A 25,321-nucleotide genomic window follows, 5' to 3' on the forward strand; every position below is an offset into this window, starting at 1 on the left:
TAGATAATTGTGTAATTTCTTTCTCTGTAAATAGCTTTTTACTCATGATTCTCCATCTCCAAGTTATGTCTCAATTTGTAGTTCTTACATTATACAAAAAAGTACCCTACAGAGAGAGCACTTTTTTAAGTGTCTACTCTATAGGGTACATTTTACTTCGTGCATTGGCAGTTTTTTTGTGCACAAATGAAGAGTGCAGTTACTAGTTGATTAATCATTGTTGATTTGGAGGGTCTTTTGTCGTCAAATCTTATTATAAATTTACACGTTGTCGCTCTTTGCCAACATAATAAACCCATTCTTTAAAGCCTATCTCTTTCAAACGCTGCTTTACAAGATTAAACTCATCACCGACGCGATCAGGAGTGTGAGCATCAGAGCCGAAAGTGACTTGAACGTTATAGTATAGTGCGCGTTCTAATATTTCATCAGATGGATACCAGCCACCGGCGTCTTTTGTTTTTCCAGATGTGTTAATTTCAATAGCTAAATCGGAGGCCGCTAAGATCGGCAGTGTTTTTTCGATCGCATCCGTTTCAATCTGTGAAAATTCAGGGTAAAATCCTTTCATTGCGTCAATATGGCCCAGTACTTGAAACATTCCGCTGCGTGCCGATTGCTCAATCAGCCGGTAGTATTCTTCTTTTGTCTGCCTCTTTTGTTCTACCGTAAGCCCTTCAAAGCGTCCTTTTTTAAAGATACTCAAGTTTTCTACAAAATGAACGGAACCGATGATGTAATCAAAAGGATACTTTTGCAGTTCCTTCTTATAGTTCTCCATTTGTCCAGGGAAGAAATCACATTCAATTCCTAGTAACACTTGAATTTTGTCGCTGAACTTTTCTTTTAGGGAAAGTACTTCATTTACATAGTTTGGAAAATCACTTCTAGCCATTGTGATCCCCGGGCTCGGATGATCTTTGCTTTTATGAAAATAGGGAGCGTGGTCAGCAATACCTATTACTTCTAACCCTTTTTCAATAGCTGCTTGTATATACGCCTCAATAGTACCTTCTGCATGACCACATCGTTCATGGTGAGTATGTAAGTCGAATGTTGTTTTTGTATGGTTATTATTCATTAAGTGCACCTCCATATTAATATATAGTAAACAGTATATATTAGAAGAGACTTAAACCCAAAATATGGTTTAAGCCTCTTTTTTATTAGCTTGCTGATTTCTTAGAAAACAGCTTTTCTTTTTTTGTTGGTTTGTTTGATGAATTTTCCTGTAATTCTTGGTTAAGTGCTTTGACTAAACCGTAACACATGACTAAGATGATGAAGGTTAACGGAAGAGCACTTACAATAATGGCGGTTTGTAATCCTGCCAATCCTCCTGAGGCCATAAGCACAAGCGTGGATGCAACTAAAATAATTCCCCAAGTTACTTTCACACGGCTAGAAGGATTTAATTTTCCACCTGTTGTCAGCATACCTAAAACGAAAGTTGCTGAGTCAGCTGATGTAACGAAGAAGGTCGTAATTAATGCCACTGTTAAAATCGAAAGTAAGATTCCAAATGGCAGTTGTTGATACACATAAAATAAAGCTGTTTCAAGACCTTGACCAGAAACATTTAATCCTTGAGTTAATTCTAAATAAATTCCTGTTCCTCCAAATACGGTAAACCATAGAGCACACACGAGTGTTGGAACTAGAAGAACAGCCACTGTAAACTCACGAATAGTACGCCCTTTCGATACACGAGCAATGAACATTCCGACAAAAGGTGTCCAAGAAATCCACCATGCCCAATAGAAAATGGTCCACCCTTGAGTCCAAGCCGCTTCATTGGACTCAAAAGGAGAAATTCGTAAGCCCATTAGCGCTACATTCTGTACATATGTTCCTAAGGTTGTCGTAAACATGTTCAATAAAAACAAAGTAGGACCTAGAATTAACATGGCAACCAATAATAAAGTGGCAATTGTCATATTTGTGTTACTTAAATATTTAATTCCACGTGAAATTCCTGTGTTTGCTGAGATGATGAAAAGAATAGTGATGATCGCCATGATCACCATCTGAACCATAAAGTTGTTAGGAATACCGATTAGATATTCTAATCCAGCATTGATTTGTTGTGAGCCTAATCCAAGTGAGGCTGCTACACCAAATAATGTGGCGAATACGGCTACGACATCAATCGTACGCCCGATCGGACCTTTCACCTTTTCACCAAGCACAGGGTAAAGTGTTGCACTCATTAATCCAGGAGCACCTTTGTTAAACTTCTGATAAGCTAGAGCTAATGCGACAATGGCATAGATAGCCCATGCGTGTAGGCCCCAGTGAAGCCAAGTATAACGCATTCCTAACATGGCAGATTGTTCTGTACTTCCGTCTCCTAGTGGAGGGCTTGCAAAATGAGCAATTGGTTCTGAAACGCCATAGAATAAAAGACCAATTCCCATCCCGGCAGAAAACAACATCGCAAACCAAGTCGGTCGACTATATTCCGGTTTTGCATCTTGCTTTCCAAGCTTAATTTTTCCGTACTTACTAAAGATCATAAAAATAGCAAAGCCGAGGAAAAACGTTGCAACTAACTGATAATACCACCCGAACGACTCGAGTACAAAACTTTGTGCTACTCCCATTGCAGCACTTAATTGATTAGGAATAAGCACACCTATTAAAACAAAAATGGCGGCTATCCCTACAGAAATTTTGAAAATTGACCTATCACTACTATCCAAATTCATACACTTCCTTTACTTCTACGTTGTCTTTTTCAAGCATAAAATCACACATTACTAGTAAACCATATTCTAGTAAATTATTAAAAAAGGATACAGTGGAGTATTTTTAGAAATTGACTTGATAATAAGAGAAGCCTTCGATTATCTTTTAATCATATAGAAATACTGCAAAATAAGACGTAATTCTCCATGATGCTCCAATTACTCGACAATAGGAGAGACGCAGTACTCGGAATCCGTAAAGATTTGAAATTTGTGAGTGAAAGATGCCATGGATATGATAAACTATATTTTGGGTAATCATAAAGATATTAAAGTTGATTTCCATCAATTTCTACTAACGGCTAGGAGGAGTAAAAATGGAGAAAGTATTTGTCTTTGGACATAAGAATCCAGACACTGATTCAATTTGTTCTGCTATTGTTTACGCTAACTTAAAAAATAAACTTGGAATGAACGCCGAGCCTATTCGTTTAGGTCAACTTAATGGGGAAACACAATATGTGTTAGACCATTTTCAAGTAGCGGTCCCTCGTTTAGTGGAAAAAGTTTCAGAAGAAGTAAAAAGTGTTATCTTAGTGGACCATAATGAGCGTCAACAAAGTGCAAATGATATTAATGAAGTTCGCGTGTTAGAAGTCATCGATCATCACCGAATTGCAAACTTTGAAACAAGCGATCCTTTATACTATCGTGCAGAACCAGTTGGTTGTACAACGACTATTTTAAATAAATTACATAAAGAGAATGGTGTAGAAGTAACGAAAGAGATGGCCGGATTAATGCTGTCTGCGATTATTTCAGATACTTTATTATTAAAGTCACCGACATGCACAGATCAAGATGTGGCTGCAGCACGTGAACTAGCGCAAATTGCTGGAGTCGACTTAGAAAGCTACGGCTTAGAAATGTTAAAAGCAGGTGCAGACTTAAGTCAGAAGACAATTGCTGAACTTATTTCTCTTGATGCAAAAGAATTCGACATGGGTAATAAAAAAGTTGAAATCGCTCAAGTTAATGTCGTAGATACAAATGATGTATTAGGACGTCAAGCAGAATTAGAAGTTGCTTTAACAAAAGTTGTTGAAGATAAGGGATTAGACTTATTCCTTTTTGTTGTAACCGACATTCTGAATAACGACTCGGTTGGTGTGGCGATCGGTAAAGCTTCAACTGCTGTTGAAAAAGCATTCGACGTTACCTTATCAAATAACACAGCAACATTAAAAGGTGTTGTATCTCGTAAAAAACAAATCGTTCCAATCTTAACGACAACTTTAAGTGAAGTTGAAGTGTAATTAAAAATCCTATCGATTTTATGGCTGACTCCATCTGTTGAGTCGGCCTTTTACATTTGGCTGGAGAAAGCGTGAACGAAAAGCGGAGAATGATGAGCGGTAGAGGGAAAAATTAGGAGAAAGCGTGAACAGAAAGCGCGGAATGATGTGCGGAAGAGGAAGAAATTAGGAGAAAGCGTGAACGAAAAGCGCGGAATGATGAGCGGAAGAGGGAATAATTAGGAGAAAGCGTGAACAAAAAGCATGGAATGGTGAGTGGAAGAGGGAATAATTAGGAGAAAGCGTGAACAAAAAGCATGGAATCGTGAGCGGTGGAGGGAAAAATTAGGAGGAAGCGTGAACGAAAAGTGTGGAATCGTGAGCGGAAGAGGGAGAAATTAGGAGAAAGGTTGAGCGGAAAGCGTGGAATCGTGAGCAGAAGAGGGAGAAATTAGGAGGAAGCATCAACCCATGGGCTGGATTGGCGCACCGGAAAAACTAGGCGTAGGCAAGCAACCATAGGTCAGATGAAAACACTTGAAAAATAAAAGCCAAAATGAGGTCTATATATGATATTAAAAGTTATTATCGCATTTGTGTTAGGTGTTATTTTAACTGTATTATTAACGGCACTTGGACTACATCCAGTTCTTAGCTATTTTGTCATTATTTTTTTAATCTTATTTATCGTTTTGTACCTTCCGCTTCTTTTGCCTGCCTATGTATCTAGAAATGAGAAAACGATTGAGAAGTATTTATTGAAAAACAAAAACCACCCGCAGCTGTATTTGTTTTATGCCTTGGGTAACCGGATGGATGAGGATGTTGATCAAATCATTTCGAAATTGCTAAAAAAACCTAGTAATAAACATCAAAAGGCTTTATATCAAACGATTCTTCATTTTTATAACAACGATTTTAAAGCAGCCAGTGAAACACTTAATGACATACGACCTGAAAAAATAAAAGAGTACTATAAGATTGGTGCTGAAATCGAATTGGGGAAGTTAAAAGATGCTCAAGCAGCCATTGAGCAGTTACAAGAAGGTTGGGTGAAATACTCATTGCTAGCCGAATTATGCAATAAAAAAGAAGATAGACCTTCTGCGATCCGTTATGCCAATAGGGCACTCAGCAAGGCAAGGGGATTGCAATGGTATTTGCTTTATTGTGAATATAAGCGTGAATATAATATAAATGCTTGAAGTAACTAGACGAAAAAATGAGGCTAATGTTTTAGTCTCATTTTTTTATATTCGCATTCATATTTATATAAATAGTATCTTAAACACATCAAAGAATTTATTTTCGGTATAGAAGGATTTATAGAAAAGAAGGAGAAAGAAACTAATGATACCACTTAAATTAGGAGGAATGAAATGCAGTCGAAGCTAATATTCCCAGAAGTCAGTCATGTCGGACTAGGTGTAATTGATAATCTTAATGATGAGGTAAAAAAATTAGGGGGGAGTAAAATTCTCGTTGTTACTGAGAAGAATTTAGTTGACCTTGGTATTTGTTCTCAGGCTCTCCAATCCCTTGATTCATCTAACGTCATTGAAATCTATACAGATGTTGTTCCAGAGCCGCCACTTCATACGGCTGAAAAATTAGTGAGTTATATAAGAAGAGAGAAATTTGAAATAGTTATTGGTGTAGGTGGTGGAAGTGCCCTGGATTTGGCTAAATTAGGTGCAGTTTTAGCTCAGAATGAAGGGGAAGTAAAGGATTATCTAAATTTAACTGGGACTAAGAAAGTCCAACATAAAGGTTTACCTAAGATAATGATTCCAACGACAGCAGGAACAGGTTCGGAAGTGACAGATATTGCAGTATTATCATTAGAGGGAACAAAAGATGTTGTGACACATCCGTATTTGATTTCAGATGTAGCAATAGTGGACCCGTTATTGACGATGTCGGTACCACCAAAAATTACAGCAGCAACAGGGATTGATGCTTTGACTCATGCAATTGAGGCCTATATTTCTGTTAACGCTAGTGATGTGACTGACGGAATTGCTGAAAAGGCGATTGAACTCATTGGCGCATCACTAGAACGTGCATTCTTAAATGGAAGCGATGAAGAAGCTAGAGAAAAGATGAGTACAGCTAGTTATATGGCAGGACTAGCGTTTTATAATGCAGGCGTTGGAGGAGTTCATGCGCTAGCTTATCCACTAGGGAATCGCTTTAAGCTGCCACATGGCGAATCCAATGCGGTGTTGCTTCCTTACGTTATGAACTATATTCAAGCAGGGTGTGAAGAGAAGTTAGCGAATGTGTATTTAAAATTAAATCAACATTCATCAGTGGATAAAAATGAGGATTTGTCTATGAGTTGTGTACAAATGCTCTTTAATTTAAATAAAAATCTGAAAATTGCTACTAGTCTAAAGGAATACGGAATTGAAGAGAGACATCTTGAAATGTTAACGGACGATGCAATAAGGCAAAAAAGATTACTTGCTAGGAGCCCAGTAAAGTTAGAATGGAAAGATATTTTTTCTATATATTCAGCTGCATACGAAGGAAGATTGTTTTAATCTACGAAGTTAAGGCGGGAAATTAACATTTCACATGATGAGGACTAACTCAACGTATATCAACAATATGCTTGAATAAAACACAATTATAAAAGATAGAGGTGATCGAAATGTTTGAAAAAGTGATTGAACCACGGGTTTCAGAAACAGATGGAGCTGGTCATATTAATAATACAACAATTCCGATTTGGTTTGAGTCGGGGAGAGATGAAATCTTCCGTTTGTTTACACCGGATTTATCCTTTTCAAAATGGCGTTGCGTTATTATCAAGATGAATGTTGAGTATATAAATCAAATCTTTTACGGACGACCTGTAACCGTTCAAACATGGATCTCTAGGATTGGAAACTCTAGTTTTGAAGTATATGAGGAAATCCAACAAGATGGTGAGGTCTGTGCAAAAGGAAACGCAACTTACGTAAATTTTAACTTTGCAACCCAAAAGTCCGAGCCCATACCTGATGATGTAAAGAGAGTGATGTCTGGGCATCTTTATGAGAGCACTGGGTAATATTCCCTATAAATTCGATCAGTAGAACGTATAAAAGTAGTTTAGAAAAATAAAGTGCAAATACTTCGAGTATTTATATAAGATATTAAAAAACAGTGGGGAACCCCACTGTTTTTTAATATAATTCTATACTTTGAATTCTAGGGCTGCTACTAGGATTAGCAGTTTCTTCGACTGGGATTGATCCTACAAAGAATATTGCTGTAACTAACAATAAAATAGATAGTGTTTTTTTCATCAAATATTACTCCTTTCCTTGTATTGAATTATAAACTTAATGCCTCAAGGATAACTTTATTAACACCTAACTTTTTCAATTCAATGATGGGTAAGGTTCTGTAGTAGTAATCCCCAGCTTTTTTAAAATGTGTAACGGACTCTACAAAAAAATCCTCATCCTTTTTAAGTAGACCTTTATAGTAATAATGAAATGCTAATTGAAAATCATTAGAAATCTCCTTTTTTACTTTTTGTAAAGTACTATAGGCTTCTTGAACATGATTTCTTTTTATTAAGTAATAGATATATCCATGAATTTCATCAGCGACATTATAAGGTGAGGTCCTACTAAAGTACTCTGGTTTATTCCAGTAGCAATAAGCAAAATTAAGACTTCTTTGTGATTTAGTTAACTCTGTGTGTTGGTGTAATTTTAGAAAGATTTCCTTAGACTTATTAATATTAGTTGTTGCTAAATCTAAATTGGATAAGATAAAAGAGTTTCCAATATTTCTAAATGCAACTCCTTTAGCCTTTTCAGTAACTGCGTTTTCCAATATAATCTTACCGTAAGCTCTGCACTTCTCTAGTTTATTAAGGTGCAAATATACTGTCTGCATTACTAAACCTAATCTTGTAGAAGTGGACCTTTTAATATAATTTTCTTCTAGCTGTTCAATTTCAGCAGTTACTAATTCACATAAAGTAGATAACATTTCAAAATATTTTAAATCATAGTAATTATAGAGTTGGAGAATCATTCTTAGAACGTTTAGTTCCTTTGAATTACATTTTATGTAAGTTAATTTATTTGTAGCCTCTATCAAACTCAGATGTCCTTTTACTACCTCTCGATCAATTCGGTACACTTCTGCCCAGGATTGACTTTCTTCGTTGCCGCAAGTCGATAATTTTTCAATTAATTGATCTAGTACATTAGTCATACTATTGTTTATTGCGTATTCAAGTGCGGTTCGTGCTAGGTGAGAGTTGGGGTCTAAGCTAAGGATGGCCTGTTCAACCTCATCTGCTGTAGAAAGATATTCTGCGATGTCTTGATTATTTTCAACCATTTCTATCAGCCCTTTTGATCTGTTTTTTTGGAATTATTCCACAAATTCAATATAACACCATGATTTTACAGAAGTCAATAAAGTAGCTGCACTTATTGTTATTTAATTTAGAAAATTATATTTCTACAAATGACACTAACTCTATTAGATTTGTTTTTCTTTGACTGAAAATAAAAAGGTCCTGCATCAAGTGGTTTGAAACGGGATATAAAAATTATATTGAATCTATATAAAAAGATAGAATGGTGAAAATCTTTCGACAAATAAATGAAGAATTTTAGCAAATAAAAACTAATTATAGAATACTATGTTAGAACAATTGTCAGAAGAATAATGGATGTAGGAGACTATGCCAATAATTGTTTAATTGAAGCGTTATACTACGATTTTCTTTTCTTGTGGGCTGTAGTAGATTCCCTTATAGTGGAAAGACAAGCAGATGTAAGGGAGTGATTGGATGTCTAGAAAAACCTTTGGTTACGGTGGCATCGCTGTTGTTTTATTAATTATTATAGGCGCCTTAACGGGACTTACTTTTCATCAAAATAACGATAAGACGGCAGGAGTCGCTGAAGAACAAATAGAAGCTGCTTCAGTTGATGAAGCTGGAGAAGAAGTTAAAAATGAAGAGGGAGTTACGTCTGGGGAAGAAGTCACGAATGAAGAAAATCAACAGATTGCTCATGAGGCGGAGTTGGATCAGTTGAGGCAGGTGGTTGCTGATTCGCACAGTACTTTAAATGTAGCTGTTGGTTGGCAAGGACACCGAAACTTTTCATGGGCGGATCGAACAAAAGAATTGAAAAGTCTTGTAAATGCTAAAAGGCCTTTATTAGAGGGAATTACTGACAATGATATAGAGCAAGATATCCTTAACGTTGTGGCATGTATTGAAAAAGCAATAATAGATCAAGATGTTGAAGGAATTTTATTGGCGCATCGTATCATGCATGATTTAGATTATTATATTAATGGGAATGAAGCAGATGGAATTCTATATCATGTTACACATTATGGAACGGATCAAAATGTAGAGGAATTATACTCTTATATTCATTAGAATAATGTTCTATAGTTTTTTAAAAAGTATTGGCTGACTCGTTAGTGTGATTTTGTTAACTAGAATTCTAGCTGAGTCAGCCTATTAATCTGTTGTTTGTGCCTTTTGCTTTTATTAATCAACTATGAGATAGGCAATCATAGGTCCGTTATGGTCTTTATTTGCGTGGGCAGTACAGATAAGTCGATAAACCCCCTCTTCTGTAAAGTGAAGATCTAAGACTGTTTCCTCTCCTTTTTTTACAGTACCTTTAACGTCAGTTCCCTCAATTATGAAAGGGTGTTCCTTTCCGTTTACTCCGTAAATCGTTAGCTTTACCTTTTTGTCTTTCGGGACGTAGATTGTGCCAGGGTCCCAGCGATACGATTCAATTACCTTTCCATCCTCAGTTTTAGCCTTGATTTCACTAGTCACCATATGAATTTCAAACTCTTCTGCAACAGACTGTGATCCTGCTTCAGTTACTGCTCTAGAGTTGAAAATATACCAACTAAACCCGATAAAGAGCACGGCGATGGCAAGAAAAAACCACTTTTTTTTAATGATGATTAACATACAGATTGCCCCCTTTAAAATGTGTGCTTAATAGACTATATGAATGGGTAAGGGGGAACTTGTCTATTTTTTTACTTTATTAAGGAGTGTTAATGAGAAAATAATATACTGTTGACTTTGAGTAGTCTCAAAATCGAAATACCAGTTCTAACCCAAAGTCAACAGCACTCCTTGAAAGGATTACAATACGGAAGAAGCGACTAACATTTTTTGCAGCTTTAGACAATAGTCGTGAGTGATATCAAAACGAGTGGGTGTGCTAATTGGTGCAAAATAATCTAATGTTTGTGTACTCTCATACCAATCGCTTTGATCTGAAAAGGAGTGTGTTATATTCCCCCATGCTTTGGTTAAAGGCGGGCTGTAGATAATTGGTTCTCTTTGGTTACAAACTAATTGAGTAGCAGGGGGATTAGTTATATCTTCTTTTGAAAAGACATTAGGCCAGAAGTCATTTCTTGAACCTGTGTGGTGAGTTGAATCAGCAAATGACGTAACATCATTCGATAGTTCATCAATCCCAAATAAAATAGAATAAAGACGTTTTCCTATTTCTATTCTCTCGGCAACATTTGAGAAGTCTCGAACAGAAAATCCCGCCAATCTAACCTTATTGTCTTGATAGTGATAAGGAAATAAAACTTGGGTAAATTGTAAAAATTCTTGAGCTTGAAATAGTATCGTGTTTAGTACGTTTTCTTGAAAAAACGGGTTATGAATAACGCGTTTCTCAATGTAATGTTGCTCATTAATAATTAGAGCGATCGTAAGAAACTGAGAGTTTTTTTCAGAATTAAAAAGATTCCAAACCGGTTGCATGAACGCTGAAACGTTGAAGTATGGCAGTAAGTGAAAGAGGTTTTTATTTTGCTGCTTACCTTGTTCATATAATAATAGTTGAGGAAAAGCATCTTGAAAAATGTTAGCATTGGCTTTTTCTAGAAACATAAAAAAATCGTGTTGTTGCTGCTCTGAAAGAATGGAACGTAATAAGTTGCCTTTTAGGTCTGTCATATTCCAGCCGCCATTTCGGGAGACAAGGTGTGCAAGAAAAGCCCAGTGAATTTCAGGGTTTCTTTTATAAAACTGAAGGTAAGCGTCTGTTCGAGTAATGTTATTTTGGTTTAATTGTTTCGTTTTCTTCTTAATGTCATTAATGGTGATCTTTTCATCAGTAGATAGAGAGGTTGTCAGTGGATGAGTGTTAGTTTGTAATTGATGTGATAATTTCTCTAGAAGAGTGTTAGGTATGTGAATTTCTTTCCATTTAATGTTTGCTTTTGCTTCATATTTATATTTTTTTAGTTTATTAGAGGTTAGAGATAACAATTGAAAAGGTATTTCAGCAAGTTTTTTTAAAGATTTTAACATCGCAAAGTCCCCCTCCATAAAGTATATGTATGAAGAGGGGATGCGTTTTTCGTTTTCTTAAGAAATACTTAAACCGCTTTTGGCAGTTGCTTTTTTGTTTTACTTGAAACGAGGCTGTGTACAATCATACCGAACATAATAATAAGTACTCCGGTTAATGCCAATGGGCTTGGGAAAGGAGATGCCAGCCATAAAACGTCACCTACCATGACAAAAATCACTTGGGTGGACTGTGTGGCTTCAACTGCTCCTAGCTTTTCAGGTGAATGTCTAGTGAGGTCTGTCGCAAAAAAGAATAATGAAGTGGCAATGACACCTGAACATACAGCTACAATAAAGGTTTGCTGTACTTGAATAGTACTTGGTGGTCCAACAGAAATGAAGCCATACCCCGCTAATAGCAGCCAGAACGGTGTGCTTGCTATCGTCATTCCGAGTATTCGCTGAAAAGTATCTAATCGCCCGTTGCATACTTCCATCATTTTTCGATTTCCTAATGGATAGGCAAAAGTTGCGATAATGACCGGAATAAACCCTAACAATAAAAGGTCTAAACTTGAATGTTTAAATTGTGTACTTTGAATAAATACAATGCCGATAAAAATAATCGATGAAATGATTAAGGCTCTTTTTGGAATGGTTTGTCTTACTCTTTGCAGTCCGTTAGTAGTTGTAATCATCGTTGAAAATAAAGGAGTAAGGAGTAAACCGGCTATAATTGTGAACTGCCATGTTCCAGCAATCAGCCAACTTGGACCATAGGCTGCAGCAAATGTAATCGGGACATAGAAAAGAACGAATCCTACAAAACTCCATAACAACCATACCCCAATATTCTCTTTCATTACTACTAGTAACGGCTTTAAATTGTTCCTAAAATAAACGATTAGCAAAAAGAAAGGTAACATGAAGAGAAAACGGAGGGAGGCACTCCAAATCCAGGTTCCGCCTGTTAGTTCCATCGAGCGATTTAAAATGAATGTAAAGGCGAAAAAGAAAGAAGAAAGTATCCCGAGTACTATACTTTTCATAAATTCCACCAACCTAATAAAAATAATATAACAAACATACTGTATGTTATATTATACATAATGTTCAGAAAAAAGAAATGGTGAATATGATATAATTTATTAATTCGAGTTCCTAAATAAATGTAAAAAGCGAGGTTTTTTTATGTATGAATTACTAAAAACAATGACTTCATTACACGGTCCATGCGGGTATGAGCAACCGGTTACAAGATGGGTGAAAGATACAGTCGAGGAATTAGTGGACGAGTTGTATGTTGACGGTCTTGGTAATGTCATTGCGCGTAAAAAAGGAACAGCACCTGGTCCTAAAACGATTATTACAGCCCATATGGATGAGATTGGTTTTATCGTGAAAAAAATTGAGGGAAATGGTTTGATTCGTTTTGAAAAGTTAGGAGGTCATGATGATCGCATCCTGCTCGCTCAGAAAGTTCAACTGCGTACAAAAACGGGACTCCTTACTGGTGTTATCGGTACGATCTCTGCTCATTTTGCTAAATTTGATGATGCACAAAAGGTGCGTAACCATAGACAGCTGTACATAGATATCGGTGCTTCATCGAAAGAAGCTGCTGAACAATTAGGAGTAGAGATTGGAAACCCCATTACATGGGCACCGTCTATGGAGTTTTTAGGAAATGAGCAGACGGGAAGAATTGTTGGTAAAGGCTTTGACGACCGAGCAGGTTGTGCCGTAATCATCCAAACGCTCAAAGAACTGCAAGGCACTGATTTTGCTGGTGAAGTTGTCGCTATTTTTACAGTGCAAGAAGAAGTAGGCCTGCGAGGTGCTCAAGTGGCGGCCAGAAACATAGACGCTGATGTGGCGATTGCCATTGATACGACAGCGGTTAGTGATACGCCAGAAGAAACAATGGACCAAACCCTTCATTTAGGTGGAGGAACTGGAGTGAAGGTCATTGATTTTAGCTTAATTGCTCACCCAGTTGTTAAGGAAAAGCTGCTTCATCTTGCGAAAGAAAGAAACATTCAGTTCCAACATGAAGTATTTCCGGGCATTGGAACTGATGGGGGAGCAGTAAGTTTAGCAAATAAAGGAATCCCTACTGGAGTCTTATCGATCCCGTCACGCTATGCTCATTCTCCTGTAGAAGTTATTGATTTAGGTGATTTGGAAGCGACGAAAGAGCTACTGAAAGAATTTATTTTATCATTAAAAGAAGATTCTAGTTTTTCTTTTATTTAAGCATATCTTCCCAACTAAAGTGTCTTTCCCGCGAACAACAATACGGAATATTAATCGTAATGGTATTGTTCTTTTTGGGGAGGGCACTTTTTTGTAAAGTTCTGTTCAATTTCTCCTCATGATTCTCCATACAAAACATATATTTTGGAGAACAGCACATTATGAGGGGGGAATAAAAGTTTGTCAAACCGAGTATTAATTAGTCCGTGGGAAGAGCATCTGTTTTGGTTAGAAATATTACAAGATCATGCCTATTTTGTCAGAGATCACTTATCGCCTAGTGAAACGGAGTGGGTACAAATAGCGCATGAATATATTGGTGTATTTGCTGACGTACTTGATCGATTGAAACAATTAGACCAACGCTTAGCAGCTTCATCACCGGAAATGGTAGAGTTTTCTAAGATGGCTCATAACATTTCAAACCAGTATTATCAGTTTGAAGGTTATATGCAACAGCTACGACTTCAAAATCTAGTAAATCTGAATTTAACACCGACATATTTAAATGGTACATTAAGTGAAAATCGAGAATATTTACGAATCCTTAGTTATTATGTTCAAGGGCAGGATTACCCACCGCTTCCACTAGTTGACCTTCTCGATTTATGGTTAGAAGATCAAGTGGGTCATTTGGTACTCTTGAGGAACGTATTGGATCCAATTGAAGTCGGACTTACGAGTCAAACAGATCTCTACATTACCGTGTTTAGAGGGTTTATCCTGCAAAATTTTCATATTAAAGGGTTTTTAAAGGTGATGCCGCATGGATTACCACGCTTGGATCGATTAGCTCGAGAAGTTGGAGAAGCAACATTAGAAACGAATGAGTTTATAAGACAAGTGGTTGAAATGTATGAAGGAACAGAAGTGTTAACTCGAACAACGTTACGTTTTTTTGAACACCATTTTCCAGAAACTTGTTATTTTATCAAACATTTAAGCAAATTTGCACCGGAATTAACAGAAGAAGCCATGCAATGTTCATTACTAAAGCCGTCTTTTCCCGTAGGGCAATAGGGGAAAAGAATATATATTATGGAGGGTTTTAGTTATTGGGGAAAAAAATTAAATAGCAGACAAATAAGAGGTGATAATCGTATGTGATGTCACCTCTTATTTTTATGGGTACAGCGATATGTTTGCTTTAACATGATAGTTTATGATGGAGTTACTTTAATGAGAAAAAATCATCCTCAGTACAAATCATTCTGTATACATGATTATCCTCCTTTTGGAAATAGTAGTAATACAGCGGTAAATGGGGGTATTTTTTCTTGAAGAGACGAATTAAAAGACGACCACAACAAGAAAAGGACAGAAGCCTTCAAGAGGACAATTACTTTGAGAAGAATGTTACTTTCATTAAAGAGACGTTTTCATACCCAGAAAACACGGATCTTACCTGTAGAAACATCCGGTTAAGTGGCATATATGTAGATGCCACGTTATTTTTGGTTAATGGTATGGTGGATTATGATGCCGTACAGCTTCATATTATTAAACCTTTACAAGAGATGCAGCTCGTCTATGAACCGACAGAAGAGTTGGAACCCTTTTTAATAGAAAATGTGTTATCCGTAAAAGAGGCGAAGGTAATAAAGGATCAAAAAGAGTTTCTTACAGCATTAATCAGTGGACAAACATTGCTGTTTATTAAAGGGATGAACAGCGCGATATCGATTGCGACGACTTCGTTTGAACATCGAGGCATAGAGCATCCTCAAACTGAAAATGTCATTAAAGGGCCTTTGGAATCCTTTACTGAATCGGTTTCTGTTAATCGGTCACTCATTCGAAAACAATTAAAAAATGTAGAATTAGTAACGGAAGAATTAACAGTAGGAAATCATGCGATACAAAGCGTTTCCCTCATGTATATTGGGACTTTAGTAAATGACGAGCTGCTAAAAAATGTCCGTGATCGAATTGAAAACATAGATGTTGATGCAGTACAAGGTTTAGCGATACTTGAACAGCATATTGAAGAAAGACCATACTCGTTAATACCTTCCATCTTATATTCCGAACGTCCGGATAGAGCTTGTGCTTTTTTGAATGAAGGGCATATCGTTTTATTAATGGATAATTCTCCAGCCTGTTTAGTCTTACCGATCACGTTCTGGGGACTTTTTCATACAGCTGAAGACTACTACCACAGATGGGCTTTTGGGAACTTTATTAGACTAATTCGCTTGGTTTCATTATTTATTGCGTTACTTGTGCCTTCACTATATATTGCGATTTCGAATTATCATATTGAGATGTTTCCAACTGACTTATTATTAGCCATTGCAGCGACAAGAGAACGTATGCCTTTTCCAGCCATTGTAGAGGTGATTATGATGGAAATTTCATTTGAATTACTTCGAGAAGCTGGAATTCGAATTCCTACACCGATCGGACCGACAATTGGAATTGTAGGAGCCCTAATCTTAGGACAAGCTGCAGTAGAAGCAGGTATCATTAGCCCTATTCTCGTGATAGTCGTTGCGATAACTGGCTTAGCTTCGTTTGCTATACCAGACATAAGTATGAACTTTACTATAAGAATTACACGTTTTATCGTACTATTTTTTGCTGCGACCATGGGATTTTTCGGAATAGGTATCTTTCTCGTATTTGCCATTGCTTATGCGAATAATGCAAAATCATTTGGAGTTCCATTTTTCTCACCACTAGCACCGCATACTCGTTCTTCTAAAGATATGATCGTAAGGCCCCCGGTGTGGAAACAATGGTTACGTCCATTCTATGTGTTTCCAAAAGAGAAAGTTAGAGGTACTGAGCAGAGGGGGAAATAGTATGCTTCAACCAGCAGATGGGAAGGTAGGGACAAGAGAGCTTTTTGCTATATTTTTAATTTCAATAGGGATCAAATTGTCAGATGGTACTCCTATGCTCCTACTTGAGGCGGGAAAAAACGCGTCTTGGGTTTTACCTCTAGTAGCTGGAGGTATCATACTGGTACCGACTTTCCTCATTTTGTCGCTCTTAAAAAAATATAAAAGCAAAAACTTGGTTGATATTGTTTTTATCGTTACTGGAAAGTATATAGGATTTATTATTTGTCTGGTCATACTTTTTGCGATCATTTTTGCAAATGCACTAAATCAGCGGACCACAGTTAACATTATTAGTACAATGTTTTTCCCAACCACTCCCATTTTTATCATTTTTCTTTTGTTAATAGGTAGTAGTTTCGCCGTTGCGAGGGTTGGGTTAGAAGCTGTAGGAAGGACAGCTTGGATTGTTCTTCCCTATATTAAGATCGTTTTATTTCTGTTATTTTTGCTCATTATTAATGAAATTCATTTTGATTTTTTATTTCCTATAGCAGGGCCAGGATTGGACGTTTTATTAAAGGAGTCCTTTTCTTATCATACGATTTTTTTTGAATTTATTTTAATTGCATTATTTTTCCCGTGGGTTAGAGACCATAAAAGTTATAAGACAGCAACATTGTTAGCAATTGGTTTTATCGTTTTGGAAATGACGATCACTATGGCCTATTTTGTCATGATGTTTGATTACCCACAGGTCGCACATATTGCATATCCGTTTCAACAGCTAACGAAGATGCTTGAGGTAGGAACGATTGTCACGAGCTATGAGGGTTTTTTCTTAGCATTCTGGATTATGGCTGCAGTGGTAAGGTTTTCAATCTACTTGTTACTTTCTGCATTTATCGTAACATCAATGTTTCAGTTAAAAGATTATAAGCCAATCTTACTACCACTAGCCTGTCTTACTTTATTAGTTGGATTAATTCCAGAAAATCAAACCGAAACCACTTTTTGGATGAGAGATGTGTTTTTACTTCAACTAAGTTGGTATTTTGTAACGATGCTTCCGGTGTTGATATGGATAGCAAATAAAGTAAAGGAACGATTCAATGGTTAAGCGATGGCTACTACTTATAATATTAGTATCGACCATTATGATAGCAGGGTGTTGGGATCGAAATGATTTAGAAGAGTTAGCTTATATTATCGCAATCGGTATAGATAAAAGTGAAAGTCACGGGATGATGAAAATAACCTATCAAATTGCAAATCCCGAAGCTAGTGGGATGGCTAATGGAGCTACAGCTGAAGAAGCCTCTGATATTATTACCGTAGATGCTCCAGATTTTATCTCTGCTCGTGATCTGCTTGTTTCTTTTGTTTCAAGGGAAGCAAATTTTACGCATATGAAGGTACTAGTCGTTAGTGAAGAGATAGCTAGGGGAGAAGAGCTTGTTGATTATATTAAACCTGCTGTCAGAGATCGTGAATTCGATCGGAAAATAACGTTTATTGTTTGTCGGGAAAAAGCTGCTGATTATATTCGTAGTAATGATCCAACATTAGAAACGAGGCCACATAAATTTTTTGAGCTTATGACCGATCGCTGGGAAGAAACAGGATTGATTCCAGATTCGACGTTAAATGAATATTTACATAGGCTTGAGGAAGATGCTGGACTCTTTTTAGCAACATATAGTACCGCGGAGAAAGTGGACCCCAAAAAAAATGGGATGGAAGATGAGTACACAGCTGGACAGGTCGAGAAGGAGGGAGGAAACCCTGTTCAAACGATCGGTTCGGCTGTTATAAAAGAAGGAAAAATGATCGGAACATTGACGGGTGAAGAAACTAGAATTGCAATCGTATTGCGACCTTATATTGAAGTAGGTACAATGGTCGTCACTTATGAAGATCCACTCGCCAAAGGAAAACATATTACCGCGAGAGTTTATAACGAAGAGCGAACAAAGGTCAGCATAAATACCAATCAAGAGTATCCGGTTGTAAATGTGGAAGTACCAATTGTATTAGAAATTCTTACGATCACTAGTCATATTGATTACATTCAAGATTTGGAAAAACAAGATTTACTTAAGCGGCACATTGAGGGAAAATATCTTGAAGTAGCAGGAAAATTTATCAAAAAAACACAGCAACAATTTAAAGCGGATCCATTTCGTTGGTCGCTTATTGCAAGAAAAAACTTTCTGACATTACAAGAGTACTGGGATTATGACTGGATGAATACCTACCCAAATGCTGAAATAAATCTAGATGTTAACGTTGAAATTAGAGAATACGGGAAACAACTTAGACCGCCTAATATTGAATTGATTAAGGATTGAGAATATGGAATGGATTATGGTACCAATTTCATTGTTTTGTGTTTATTATACAATCATGTATGCTCGTTCTCTTTTTCACGATAAAGAACAGCGTGGATTTGTTGTATTTCTTATTTTCCTATGTATTCCGTTAGTGGTCTTACCTTTTTGGCTGATTATGAGGGTATAGCACTAAAATTGGGTAGTACATAAATATATTATTAAAGGGAGAGCTTGGAAACTGCAGGTGAAAATTAATTTCACGCGCTTTTCTGATACTGAAAGGTTTCAGTACAGCCCAAACTCAACAATAATCTTTAAAAGCGCTAAATGGATAAACAAGCAGCTATTAATCCATATTATGAATAATAAGTTTGATGAAAAAGGAGAAAACATATGGAGTATTTATCGAGGGAAGCTATACTAAATGAAATGAACGAAACTTTAAGACCAATTATGGATAAGTATAATGTGGAAGATATAGGTATTTTCGAAGAGCAAGGCGAAGGAAATCATTATTATATTGGATACACAGTTAGAAAAAATGGTGAAGTGTTTATGACACACACGCCATATGTAATAAATGAAGACAGGCTGTTAAGACCAGAAAAACAAGAATGGGTTATTGAAACAGATGATGGTGATAGGAGAGGTTTTTCGTCACTAGAAGAAGTGTTTGCAGAAATGGATAAAGGGTTTGAACAATAGGAGTATGGTATAAGGAGCTCTTCATTAGAATTACGTTCTCGTTACTGGAAAGAAAAATATAGAAAAAATAAGAATGATCTCTCGTACCCAAGTAGGTATAAGAGATCATTCATTCACTCTTTAGACAAGTTCAGGTACTTTTGTGTGTAACGGGGGAACAATGAGCCAACCTTTTTCCTTTTGCATTCTTAGAATGCGAAGGCCGTATTGTGCTTTTTCAACATGAAACTTACCTGCCATTATAGCGATGTCTTCGCGAGTACTTTGCCCCATGATTTTACTTAGGGCTACAAGTCCTGTTGCAATGTTCATGCTGATGGCATTTGCGATTTCTGCATCATTAAATCTCGCTCCAGCAGGTATATCTTCAATATTTGCTTTTGCACGTTCAGGAGGTGCTGGAGGTATAGCAATGCCATTATCTTTTAAAATCGTTTCAATTTCTTGTGCTTGTGGCTTCATTGCACTGTTTATTTTGTCTTCAATAAATTTCCTAAGGTCGTCATCTCCCGTATGATTAAACAGTGTCTGATATTCAGCAATGTGTGCATTTACTCCCGATAAATAAGCCCATAAGCTAGAAATTTCCCCGTAGTGTAAAGGTTCATCTTTTTGATTTCCACCTAAAATACCCATATAAATCTCCTCCTTCAATCTTGGTACATAGCTATTATGATCCTATTTTCGTTCAAGCATGAAAGGGAAAAAATAAGTGGTATGGTTAAAAAATAAGTAGTTCCGATTTGGTGGAGCAGCAGATGCCAAGTCCTTCAAAGCCGCTGAAGGACAAACCAAGGAAGAATTCAAAGCGAAGTGTCCTTCATAAAGCCGAAGAAAGTAAAAATATGTAATTTACAATACGTCCTAACTTTTTACAATCATTAACATTAATCACATCGTGCATTTACATTCAACTGGTATATTGTCCATAAGTACATTAATTAGCATAATAAAGGAGTTTAATATGCCAGATGTAAAAGCAATTGTTCTCGATCTTGATGGCACTTTACTCGATAAAAGCGGCGTGGTGTCTAGAAGGAATAAAGATTATTTATTAGAACAAAAAGAACAAGGTGTAAAAATTATTCTTGCTACTGGACGTCCCATTAATATGACTGTGGCTATTCACGAACAGCTTCAACTGAACACTCCAATGATTTGCCTAAATGGTGCAGTCGTGTATGATCGTGAAATTCAACAAGTTGTTAATGATGAACCAATGGGTAATCACTTAGTTGATGAAGTCTATGATAAGGTAACCGATCATGCAGAACTTATTATTAGTCATACATCAAAATACAATTATCAAGTACACAGCAAACAAGGGAACTCTCTCTTTGATATGTGGGGATTAGCTAATGAAGATGTTTGTAAAGACGAGCCTATTTTAAAGATAATGGTCGATTTCGAAAGTCCAAGGATTGCCCGTGATCTAGCTTCCCAAATCAACCCACAGTTACAAATCATTAACTGGGGTGATAGTGTTGAAATCACAAAAAAGCCCGTAACCAAGTGGCATAGCTTAAAAAGGATTTTAGATGAATATGGAATTGACCCTAAAGAAACGGCTGCCTTTGGCGATGGCCCTAATGATGTCGAAATGCTTAGAAATGTCGGCATTGGAGTAGCCATGGGAAATGGGTTAATCGAGGTTAAGAGAGCAACAAAGTTTGTGACGACCAGCCATGAAGAAGATGGTGTAACTGAGTTTTTATATCACTATCAAAATAAAAGCCATTTAACTATTTGAAAATGTAGACAAGAGCATCCACTATGGGGCTCTTGTCTGTTTTTCTAGGCTTGTATGAATTATGCAAATAATGAGATATATTTCTATTTCCGAAAGATTTTTCTTTTTTTGTACATAATGAGTATTCACTGTGGGGAAAAATAACAAAGACCTCAAGTACAAAGGAGTTTGTCGCGAGTGTTTTGGAAATGGTATTTGAACAAAGTGAAGAAATCAGTTGGACCACAACCTCATGATACAATTGCAGCAAACCCTAATACAAAACAAGTGATAACGAAGGATGCAATTTCTCACAGCTTACAAGATATAGATGACTTGGTCATGAAAGACATCAAAGTTGGCGACCAAACAGCGATTCTGATCTATCTTGCTTCGATCGTCGATACAACATTACTGCATCAAGTTGTTTTTAATCCAATCGATGAAAAACAGTCGGGTCAGGTAAATGAGATATTTAAAGACTTTGAAACCTTTGAACATGATGAACTTTCGAATCTATTACATCATATTTTAAGCGGCTTTACGGTTCTGTTATTTGAACGAGATAACCTGGCTATAGGGATCGATACTTTTAATGTTCCCGAACGTTCCATTACAGCACCAGAAAATGAAACGACGGTATTGGGACCTCAAGATTCGTTTGTGGAAAGTTTGCAAACGAATTTATCTTTAATCAAACGAAGAATTCGTTCACCGTATTTAAAATCGAAGTCGATGTTATTAGGTACAGAGACGAAGAATACTGTGACCGTTATATATTTAGAAAATATTGCGAATGAAGAAAATGTGCAACGTGTTTTATCACGTTTACAAAATATCGAGTACCATGGTTTTATTGGGATGCCTGTTCTCAAGCAAGCACTAGAAGATAAGCCGTTCTCTCCCTTTCCGCAATTCGGAATGACGATTCGTACGGATAATGTTGTCAATGAATTGTTGAATGGAAAAGTTATTGTAATGATGAATGGTAGTCCTGAAGCAGCGATACTGCCAGCTACATTTTTGGAGTTGTTTATAACCCCAGAAGACTATTATAACCGCTGGACAACAGCTACTTTATTACGATCTTTAAGGTTAGCAGGATTTTTTATTTCAGTATTATTAACATCATCTTATGTATCGGTTCTCACCTTTCATCCAGAAATGCTTCCACAGCAATTACTAACCTTATTAGCGGAATCACGATCACAAGTTCCGTTTCCGCCAGTTATTGAAGTACTCGTCATTGAACTTGTTATTGAAGTTCTTCGTGAAGCTGGTGCCCGAATGCCGACCAAGATTGGACAAACGATAGGTATCGTTGGAGGGATAGTAATTGGAACAGCAGCAGTTGAAGCTGGATTGGCAAGTAATATTTTAATCGTACTAGTTGCTATTACTGCTTTATTATCATTTATTCCACCGAATTTCATGATGAGTAACGCCATTCGATTTATTCGTTACTTATTTATTTTTGCTGCGGGTGCTCTTGGCATGTTTGGTCAAATGCTTACGTTAGCTTGGTTGTTCAATCATATATCTAATCTAACTTCTCTTGGTTCACCTTTTATTACACCTATCATTCCTAGAAAATGGTCTGATTTATTTAACAGCATTCTACGTGCACCTGGAAACTTTTTTATGCAGAGACCTGGAATCTCTAGGGCGAAAAAGGATCTTGTTCGTCCATTAGATGAGGAGTAGACGTATGGATACTGGTAAGTTTAAAAAATTAAATGCCTATCATGTCGTATTTCTAACTCAAAATACGATGGTCGGAATTTCATTATTCTCATTGCCGAATGATATGAGTCAAGCAGGGTATAATTTGTGGCTAGTCCCCATTTTACTTGGAGTGCTTGCTAATCTTACGCTCATCCCTATTATTTATTTGTGTAAACAATATCCAACCGACTCATTATTTAAAATGAATGAAAAACTGCTTGGTCATATAATCGGGAAAGTACTGAACTTCTTTTTGTTATTGTATGCGTTAGTTGCCTTGACGTCTGTAAGTCAAAGATATTTAAGGGTGGTTCAAACGGTAACCTTGCCTGAATATACAATGACCTGGATCGGGATCGTATTCTTTATTGTTTTAATATGCATTGTGAATGGTGGTATTAAATCAATAGCTCGTTTTTGTATGTTTGCGTTTTTTTTCACGGCATGGCTGATCTATTATCTTAAATGGGCATATCAATCTGGAAATTGGATCCATGCCATACCGACCTTTGAAGTCAGTGTGTCTGCATGGTTACAGGCACTGCATAGCGGGGCATCTGCTATGTTTGGCTTCGGACTGATTTTATTTTATTATCCATATATCATGAACCAAAAAAAAGCTTTTTTACATGCTTCCATTGGTATTTGGTTAGCGGTACTTTTTTATGTTGCTGTTTCTTTAGCGAGTGTCGTTTATTTTTCACCATGGCAATTGGATAATTTATTATTTCCCGTTCTCAATTTATTTCAAGCGGTTCAATTAGCATTTATTGAACGAATTGAAACGTTCGGGACAGCTATTTGGGTGTTCTTAGCATTATCGACAGCGTCTGCCTACCTTTGGGTTGCAAAAAAAGGAATGGATGCCTTATTTTCAAAACATAAAAACCGAACATGGCATTTGTATGGATGTGCCGTGATTGGTTTATTCTTATTCCTTGGTCCAATTTCATTTCATTTACAAACGTTAATTTACGACCAATGGGCTGTTTTCTATGGTTATGGAATTCATTTGCTCCCCATACTTTTGCTCATCGTTCAATTCTTTAAGCGTAATAAGGAGAAAGGGGTGTCGGTATGAAACTCTTTTTTTCCAGTATGTTGTTTGTCTTCGTTTTAGCAGGAGTATTAGTTGGTTGTGATGATCCAAACGTTCAACGGCCAGTTATTGAGGATCTCGGGATGATTGGTGTTATGGGGTTTGATTATGTTGATGATGAAAGGATTAAGGTTAATATCTCCCTTCCTCAACCTCAACATGATGCTGAAGAACAAGTTCAAAGCTTCTCAACGGTTGTACGGATGCCGCATCAATCGGTTATGGACATCTCCACTTTAACAGAAAAGGTGCTGTCTCCTCTTCAATTACGTGTTCTTTTATTTAGCGAGGAGTATGCAACAAAAGTAGGGTTATGGAAAGTACTTGAAAACTTATATCGTGATCCGCAAGTGGGGACTAATATTTTTATTGCAGTCGTTAAAGGGACGACTGAAGAGGTGATTAAGCGAGATTATAAGGACAAACCCGAAATCAACGTCTATTTAAATGAATTATTAAAACCAAGAGTAATGACTGCATTTAGTCCGTTTACAACTATTCATTACTTTATCAATAAAAGTACCGATGAAGTATCCGACCCTTCGACACCTTACCTTGAAATTGTAAATGAAAATTCGTTGAAAATTACGAATGTCGCTCTTTTTAGTGGAGATAAAATGGTAGGGATGCTAGATGCGGAAGAATCTAAATTAGTACAAGCGATGAAGAAAAGAAAAAACTTGCCTGATATATCCGTTATGATTCCTGGACCAAACGGTGATGATGAACGAGAGATGGCAATTTTAAAATTTGTGTCCACGAAGTTTAGTGCAGAAGCAAATGGTGATTTAGAAAACCCTGAGTTGTTTCTCCATTTTTATGTTCGAGGAAGTATTGTTGATTATGACGGGGCAAGCGATTTAGCCAGTTTAGAAGAAAGAAAAGAGGTTGAAGAGAAGATTAGTAAGGGATTAGAAGAGCGGGTAATGAAGACGGTTCGTCAGTTTCAAGAGTTAGGTGTCGATCCTGGGGGATTTGGCGAATACTTTCGTGTGAAAGCTCCAAGAGAATGGAGTAAGGAAAATTGGAACGAGGTTTTGAAACAGACCAAAGTTACGGCTCATGTTGAAGTAAGGATTATTTCAACAGGGACGATTAGATAATGTTGTTATAGACTACCTTAATCATCTAAGTAAAAAGTTCCGATTTTGTGAGACTAAGATTAACTTTTTAACAATCGGGTATCTGATTAACACAAATTCTTATGAGGTGATGATATGTTTTGGACGTTAATCGGTATACTCGTATTATTATGGTTACTAGGTTTTTCTTTTGAAATAGCAGGCGGGATTATTCATTTGCTTATTGTCATAGCATTAATTTTAGTCATTTTCAACTTGTTGACAGGAAGGCGAACCTAAAGAGGCTGACGTTTTTGTCAGCCTCTTTAA

23 protein-coding genes are annotated in these 25,321 nt (G+C 36.7%); 16 read left to right on the forward strand and 7 right to left on the reverse strand.

The genetic code is table 11. The features are described 5' to 3' along the window. Positions 1 to 253: 253 nt before the first annotated feature. Together ACNSTQ_RS15520 and ACNSTQ_RS15525 are read right to left on the reverse strand one after the other, a co-directional pair. On the reverse strand, positions 254 to 1,081 hold the full coding sequence (locus ACNSTQ_RS15520) for a histidinol-phosphatase (RefSeq protein WP_418200730.1): 828 nt from the start codon (positions 1,079 to 1,081) through the stop codon (positions 254 to 256). Between the two features lie 85 nt (positions 1,082 to 1,166). Next, positions 1,167 to 2,702, reverse strand: a complete 1,536-nt coding sequence (locus ACNSTQ_RS15525) for a glycine betaine uptake BCCT transporter (RefSeq protein WP_418200731.1) — start codon at positions 2,700 to 2,702, stop codon at positions 1,167 to 1,169. Positions 2,703 to 3,064: 362 nt separating this feature from the next. On the opposite strand from ACNSTQ_RS15525, the gene ACNSTQ_RS15530 reads away from it, so the two are divergent. The 4 genes from ACNSTQ_RS15530 (at position 3,065) to ACNSTQ_RS15545 (ending at position 7,040) form a co-directional block, all read left to right on the forward strand. Then, positions 3,065 to 4,003 carry a manganese-dependent inorganic pyrophosphatase gene (locus ACNSTQ_RS15530; RefSeq protein WP_418200732.1) on the forward strand — a complete coding sequence of 313 codons (939 nt, stop codon included), beginning with the start codon at positions 3,065 to 3,067 and terminating at the stop codon, positions 4,001 to 4,003. Between the two features lie 548 nt (positions 4,004 to 4,551). Continuing rightward, on the forward strand, positions 4,552 to 5,187 hold the full coding sequence (locus ACNSTQ_RS15535) for a hypothetical protein (RefSeq protein WP_418200733.1): 636 nt from the start codon (positions 4,552 to 4,554) through the stop codon (positions 5,185 to 5,187). Positions 5,188 to 5,361: 174 nt separating this feature from the next. Beyond that, entirely contained in the window at positions 5,362 to 6,528 is a 1,167-nt protein-coding gene (locus tag ACNSTQ_RS15540) for an iron-containing alcohol dehydrogenase (protein WP_418200734.1), read from the forward strand. Positions 6,529 to 6,638: 110 nt separating this feature from the next. Next, positions 6,639 to 7,040 (forward strand): acyl-CoA thioesterase, encoded by a 402-nt coding sequence (locus tag ACNSTQ_RS15545; RefSeq protein ID WP_418200735.1) that lies wholly within the window; start codon positions 6,639 to 6,641, stop codon positions 7,038 to 7,040. 266 nt (positions 7,041 to 7,306) lie between these two features. Here ACNSTQ_RS15545 and ACNSTQ_RS15550 read toward each other — a convergent pair whose 3' ends face one another. Next, positions 7,307 to 8,332, reverse strand: a complete 1,026-nt coding sequence (locus ACNSTQ_RS15550) for an AimR family lysis-lysogeny pheromone receptor (RefSeq protein WP_418200736.1) — start codon at positions 8,330 to 8,332, stop codon at positions 7,307 to 7,309. Between the two features lie 457 nt (positions 8,333 to 8,789). On the opposite strand from ACNSTQ_RS15550, the gene ACNSTQ_RS15555 reads away from it, so the two are divergent. Continuing rightward, positions 8,790 to 9,392 (forward strand): hypothetical protein, encoded by a 603-nt coding sequence (locus tag ACNSTQ_RS15555; protein WP_418200737.1) that lies wholly within the window; start codon positions 8,790 to 8,792, stop codon positions 9,390 to 9,392. A 114-nt stretch (positions 9,393 to 9,506) separates the two neighbouring features. Here ACNSTQ_RS15555 and ACNSTQ_RS15560 read toward each other — a convergent pair whose 3' ends face one another. From ACNSTQ_RS15560 to ACNSTQ_RS15570, 3 genes are all read right to left on the reverse strand, one after another. Beyond that, the gene (locus ACNSTQ_RS15560) at positions 9,507 to 9,947 is read right to left on the reverse strand and encodes a cupredoxin domain-containing protein (RefSeq protein WP_418200738.1); all 441 of its coding nucleotides are present in this window, start codon (positions 9,945 to 9,947) and stop codon (positions 9,507 to 9,509) included. Positions 9,948 to 10,127: 180 nt separating this feature from the next. After that, entirely contained in the window at positions 10,128 to 11,318 is a 1,191-nt protein-coding gene (locus ACNSTQ_RS15565; RefSeq protein ID WP_418200739.1) for a DUF2515 domain-containing protein, read from the reverse strand. A gap of 68 nt (positions 11,319 to 11,386) precedes the next feature. Beyond that, positions 11,387 to 12,349, reverse strand: coding sequence for a multidrug resistance efflux transporter family protein (locus ACNSTQ_RS15570; RefSeq protein WP_418200740.1), 963 nt, complete (start codon positions 12,347 to 12,349; stop codon positions 11,387 to 11,389). A 142-nt stretch (positions 12,350 to 12,491) separates the two neighbouring features. Between ACNSTQ_RS15570 and ACNSTQ_RS15575 the strand changes: the two genes are divergently transcribed. From ACNSTQ_RS15575 to ACNSTQ_RS15600, 6 genes are all read left to right on the forward strand, one after another. Then, the gene (locus ACNSTQ_RS15575) at positions 12,492 to 13,556 is read left to right on the forward strand and encodes a M42 family metallopeptidase (protein WP_418200741.1); all 1,065 of its coding nucleotides are present in this window, start codon (positions 12,492 to 12,494) and stop codon (positions 13,554 to 13,556) included. A 180-nt stretch (positions 13,557 to 13,736) separates the two neighbouring features. Next, positions 13,737 to 14,576: a DUF2935 domain-containing protein gene (locus ACNSTQ_RS15580; RefSeq protein ID WP_418200742.1), complete on the forward strand. Its 840-nt coding sequence runs from the start codon at positions 13,737 to 13,739 to the stop codon at positions 14,574 to 14,576. 257 nt (positions 14,577 to 14,833) lie between these two features. After that, the gene (locus ACNSTQ_RS15585) at positions 14,834 to 16,360 is read left to right on the forward strand and encodes a spore germination protein (protein ID WP_418200743.1); all 1,527 of its coding nucleotides are present in this window, start codon (positions 14,834 to 14,836) and stop codon (positions 16,358 to 16,360) included. Between the two features lies 1 nt (position 16,361). Further along, a complete protein-coding gene (locus ACNSTQ_RS15590; protein ID WP_418200744.1) occupies positions 16,362 to 17,459 on the forward strand; it encodes a GerAB/ArcD/ProY family transporter in 1,098 nt (365 codons plus the stop codon). Next, entirely contained in the window at positions 17,452 to 18,690 is a 1,239-nt protein-coding gene (locus ACNSTQ_RS15595) for a Ger(x)C family spore germination protein (RefSeq protein ID WP_418200745.1), read from the forward strand. The genes ACNSTQ_RS15590 and ACNSTQ_RS15595 overlap by 8 nt, the downstream gene beginning before the upstream one ends. A gap of 375 nt (positions 18,691 to 19,065) precedes the next feature. Beyond that, on the forward strand, positions 19,066 to 19,377 hold the full coding sequence (locus ACNSTQ_RS15600; protein ID WP_418200746.1) for a DUF5634 family protein: 312 nt from the start codon (positions 19,066 to 19,068) through the stop codon (positions 19,375 to 19,377). Between the two features lie 120 nt (positions 19,378 to 19,497). Here ACNSTQ_RS15600 and ACNSTQ_RS15605 read toward each other — a convergent pair whose 3' ends face one another. After that, positions 19,498 to 20,013, reverse strand: coding sequence for a DUF3231 family protein (locus ACNSTQ_RS15605; protein WP_418200747.1), 516 nt, complete (start codon positions 20,011 to 20,013; stop codon positions 19,498 to 19,500). A 328-nt stretch (positions 20,014 to 20,341) separates the two neighbouring features. Between ACNSTQ_RS15605 and ACNSTQ_RS15610 the strand changes: the two genes are divergently transcribed. From ACNSTQ_RS15610 to ACNSTQ_RS15630, 5 genes are all read left to right on the forward strand, one after another. Then, positions 20,342 to 21,127 carry a Cof-type HAD-IIB family hydrolase gene (locus ACNSTQ_RS15610; RefSeq protein ID WP_418200748.1) on the forward strand — a complete coding sequence of 262 codons (786 nt, stop codon included), beginning with the start codon at positions 20,342 to 20,344 and terminating at the stop codon, positions 21,125 to 21,127. Between the two features lie 177 nt (positions 21,128 to 21,304). Further along, positions 21,305 to 22,810 (forward strand): spore germination protein, encoded by a 1,506-nt coding sequence (locus tag ACNSTQ_RS15615; protein ID WP_418200749.1) that lies wholly within the window; start codon positions 21,305 to 21,307, stop codon positions 22,808 to 22,810. Between the two features lie 4 nt (positions 22,811 to 22,814). Further along, positions 22,815 to 23,912 carry a GerAB/ArcD/ProY family transporter gene (locus tag ACNSTQ_RS15620; RefSeq protein WP_418200750.1) on the forward strand — a complete coding sequence of 366 codons (1,098 nt, stop codon included), beginning with the start codon at positions 22,815 to 22,817 and terminating at the stop codon, positions 23,910 to 23,912. Continuing rightward, positions 23,909 to 25,033 (forward strand): Ger(x)C family spore germination protein, encoded by a 1,125-nt coding sequence (locus ACNSTQ_RS15625; RefSeq protein WP_418200751.1) that lies wholly within the window; start codon positions 23,909 to 23,911, stop codon positions 25,031 to 25,033. Before ACNSTQ_RS15620 ends, ACNSTQ_RS15625 begins: the two co-directional genes overlap by 4 nt. A gap of 114 nt (positions 25,034 to 25,147) precedes the next feature. Continuing rightward, positions 25,148 to 25,291, forward strand: coding sequence for a lmo0937 family membrane protein (locus tag ACNSTQ_RS15630; RefSeq protein ID WP_418200752.1), 144 nt, complete (start codon positions 25,148 to 25,150; stop codon positions 25,289 to 25,291). The last annotated feature ends 30 nt before the right edge of the window (positions 25,292 to 25,321 follow it).

Source organism: Alkalihalobacterium sp. APHAB7, from assembly GCF_048323755.1.
In the GTDB taxonomy this organism is placed as follows: domain Bacteria; phylum Bacillota; class Bacilli; order Bacillales; family Bacillaceae_F; genus Alkalihalobacterium.

Bases quoted from the DNA above. Each gene is read 5' to 3' on its own strand.
- ACNSTQ_RS15520 (WP_418200730.1), bottom strand. From the start codon at position 1,081: ATGAATAATAACCATACAAAAACAACATTCGACTTACATACTCACCAT.
- ACNSTQ_RS15530 (WP_418200732.1), top strand. From the start codon at position 3,065: ATGGAGAAAGTATTTGTCTTTGGACATAAGAATCCAGACACTGATTCA.
- ACNSTQ_RS15535 (WP_418200733.1), top strand. From the start codon at position 4,552: ATGATATTAAAAGTTATTATCGCATTTGTGTTAGGTGTTATTTTAACT.
- ACNSTQ_RS15540 (WP_418200734.1), top strand. From the start codon at position 5,362: ATGCAGTCGAAGCTAATATTCCCAGAAGTCAGTCATGTCGGACTAGGT.
- ACNSTQ_RS15545 (WP_418200735.1), top strand. From the start codon at position 6,639: ATGTTTGAAAAAGTGATTGAACCACGGGTTTCAGAAACAGATGGAGCT.
- ACNSTQ_RS15550 (WP_418200736.1), bottom strand. From the start codon at position 8,332: ATGGTTGAAAATAATCAAGACATCGCAGAATATCTTTCTACAGCAGAT.
- ACNSTQ_RS15555 (WP_418200737.1), top strand. From the start codon at position 8,790: ATGTCTAGAAAAACCTTTGGTTACGGTGGCATCGCTGTTGTTTTATTA.
- ACNSTQ_RS15560 (WP_418200738.1), bottom strand. From the start codon at position 9,947: ATGTTAATCATCATTAAAAAAAAGTGGTTTTTTCTTGCCATCGCCGTG.
- ACNSTQ_RS15565 (WP_418200739.1), bottom strand. From the start codon at position 11,318: ATGTTAAAATCTTTAAAAAAACTTGCTGAAATACCTTTTCAATTGTTA.
- ACNSTQ_RS15570 (WP_418200740.1), bottom strand. From the start codon at position 12,349: ATGAAAAGTATAGTACTCGGGATACTTTCTTCTTTCTTTTTCGCCTTT.
- ACNSTQ_RS15575 (WP_418200741.1), top strand. From the start codon at position 12,492: ATGTATGAATTACTAAAAACAATGACTTCATTACACGGTCCATGCGGG.
- ACNSTQ_RS15590 (WP_418200744.1), top strand. From the start codon at position 16,362: ATGCTTCAACCAGCAGATGGGAAGGTAGGGACAAGAGAGCTTTTTGCT.
- ACNSTQ_RS15595 (WP_418200745.1), top strand. From the start codon at position 17,452: ATGGTTAAGCGATGGCTACTACTTATAATATTAGTATCGACCATTATG.
- ACNSTQ_RS15600 (WP_418200746.1), top strand. From the start codon at position 19,066: ATGGAGTATTTATCGAGGGAAGCTATACTAAATGAAATGAACGAAACT.
- ACNSTQ_RS15605 (WP_418200747.1), bottom strand. From the start codon at position 20,013: ATGGGTATTTTAGGTGGAAATCAAAAAGATGAACCTTTACACTACGGG.
- ACNSTQ_RS15610 (WP_418200748.1), top strand. From the start codon at position 20,342: ATGCCAGATGTAAAAGCAATTGTTCTCGATCTTGATGGCACTTTACTC.
- ACNSTQ_RS15620 (WP_418200750.1), top strand. From the start codon at position 22,815: ATGGATACTGGTAAGTTTAAAAAATTAAATGCCTATCATGTCGTATTT.
- ACNSTQ_RS15625 (WP_418200751.1), top strand. From the start codon at position 23,909: ATGAAACTCTTTTTTTCCAGTATGTTGTTTGTCTTCGTTTTAGCAGGA.
- ACNSTQ_RS15630 (WP_418200752.1), top strand. From the start codon at position 25,148: ATGTTTTGGACGTTAATCGGTATACTCGTATTATTATGGTTACTAGGT.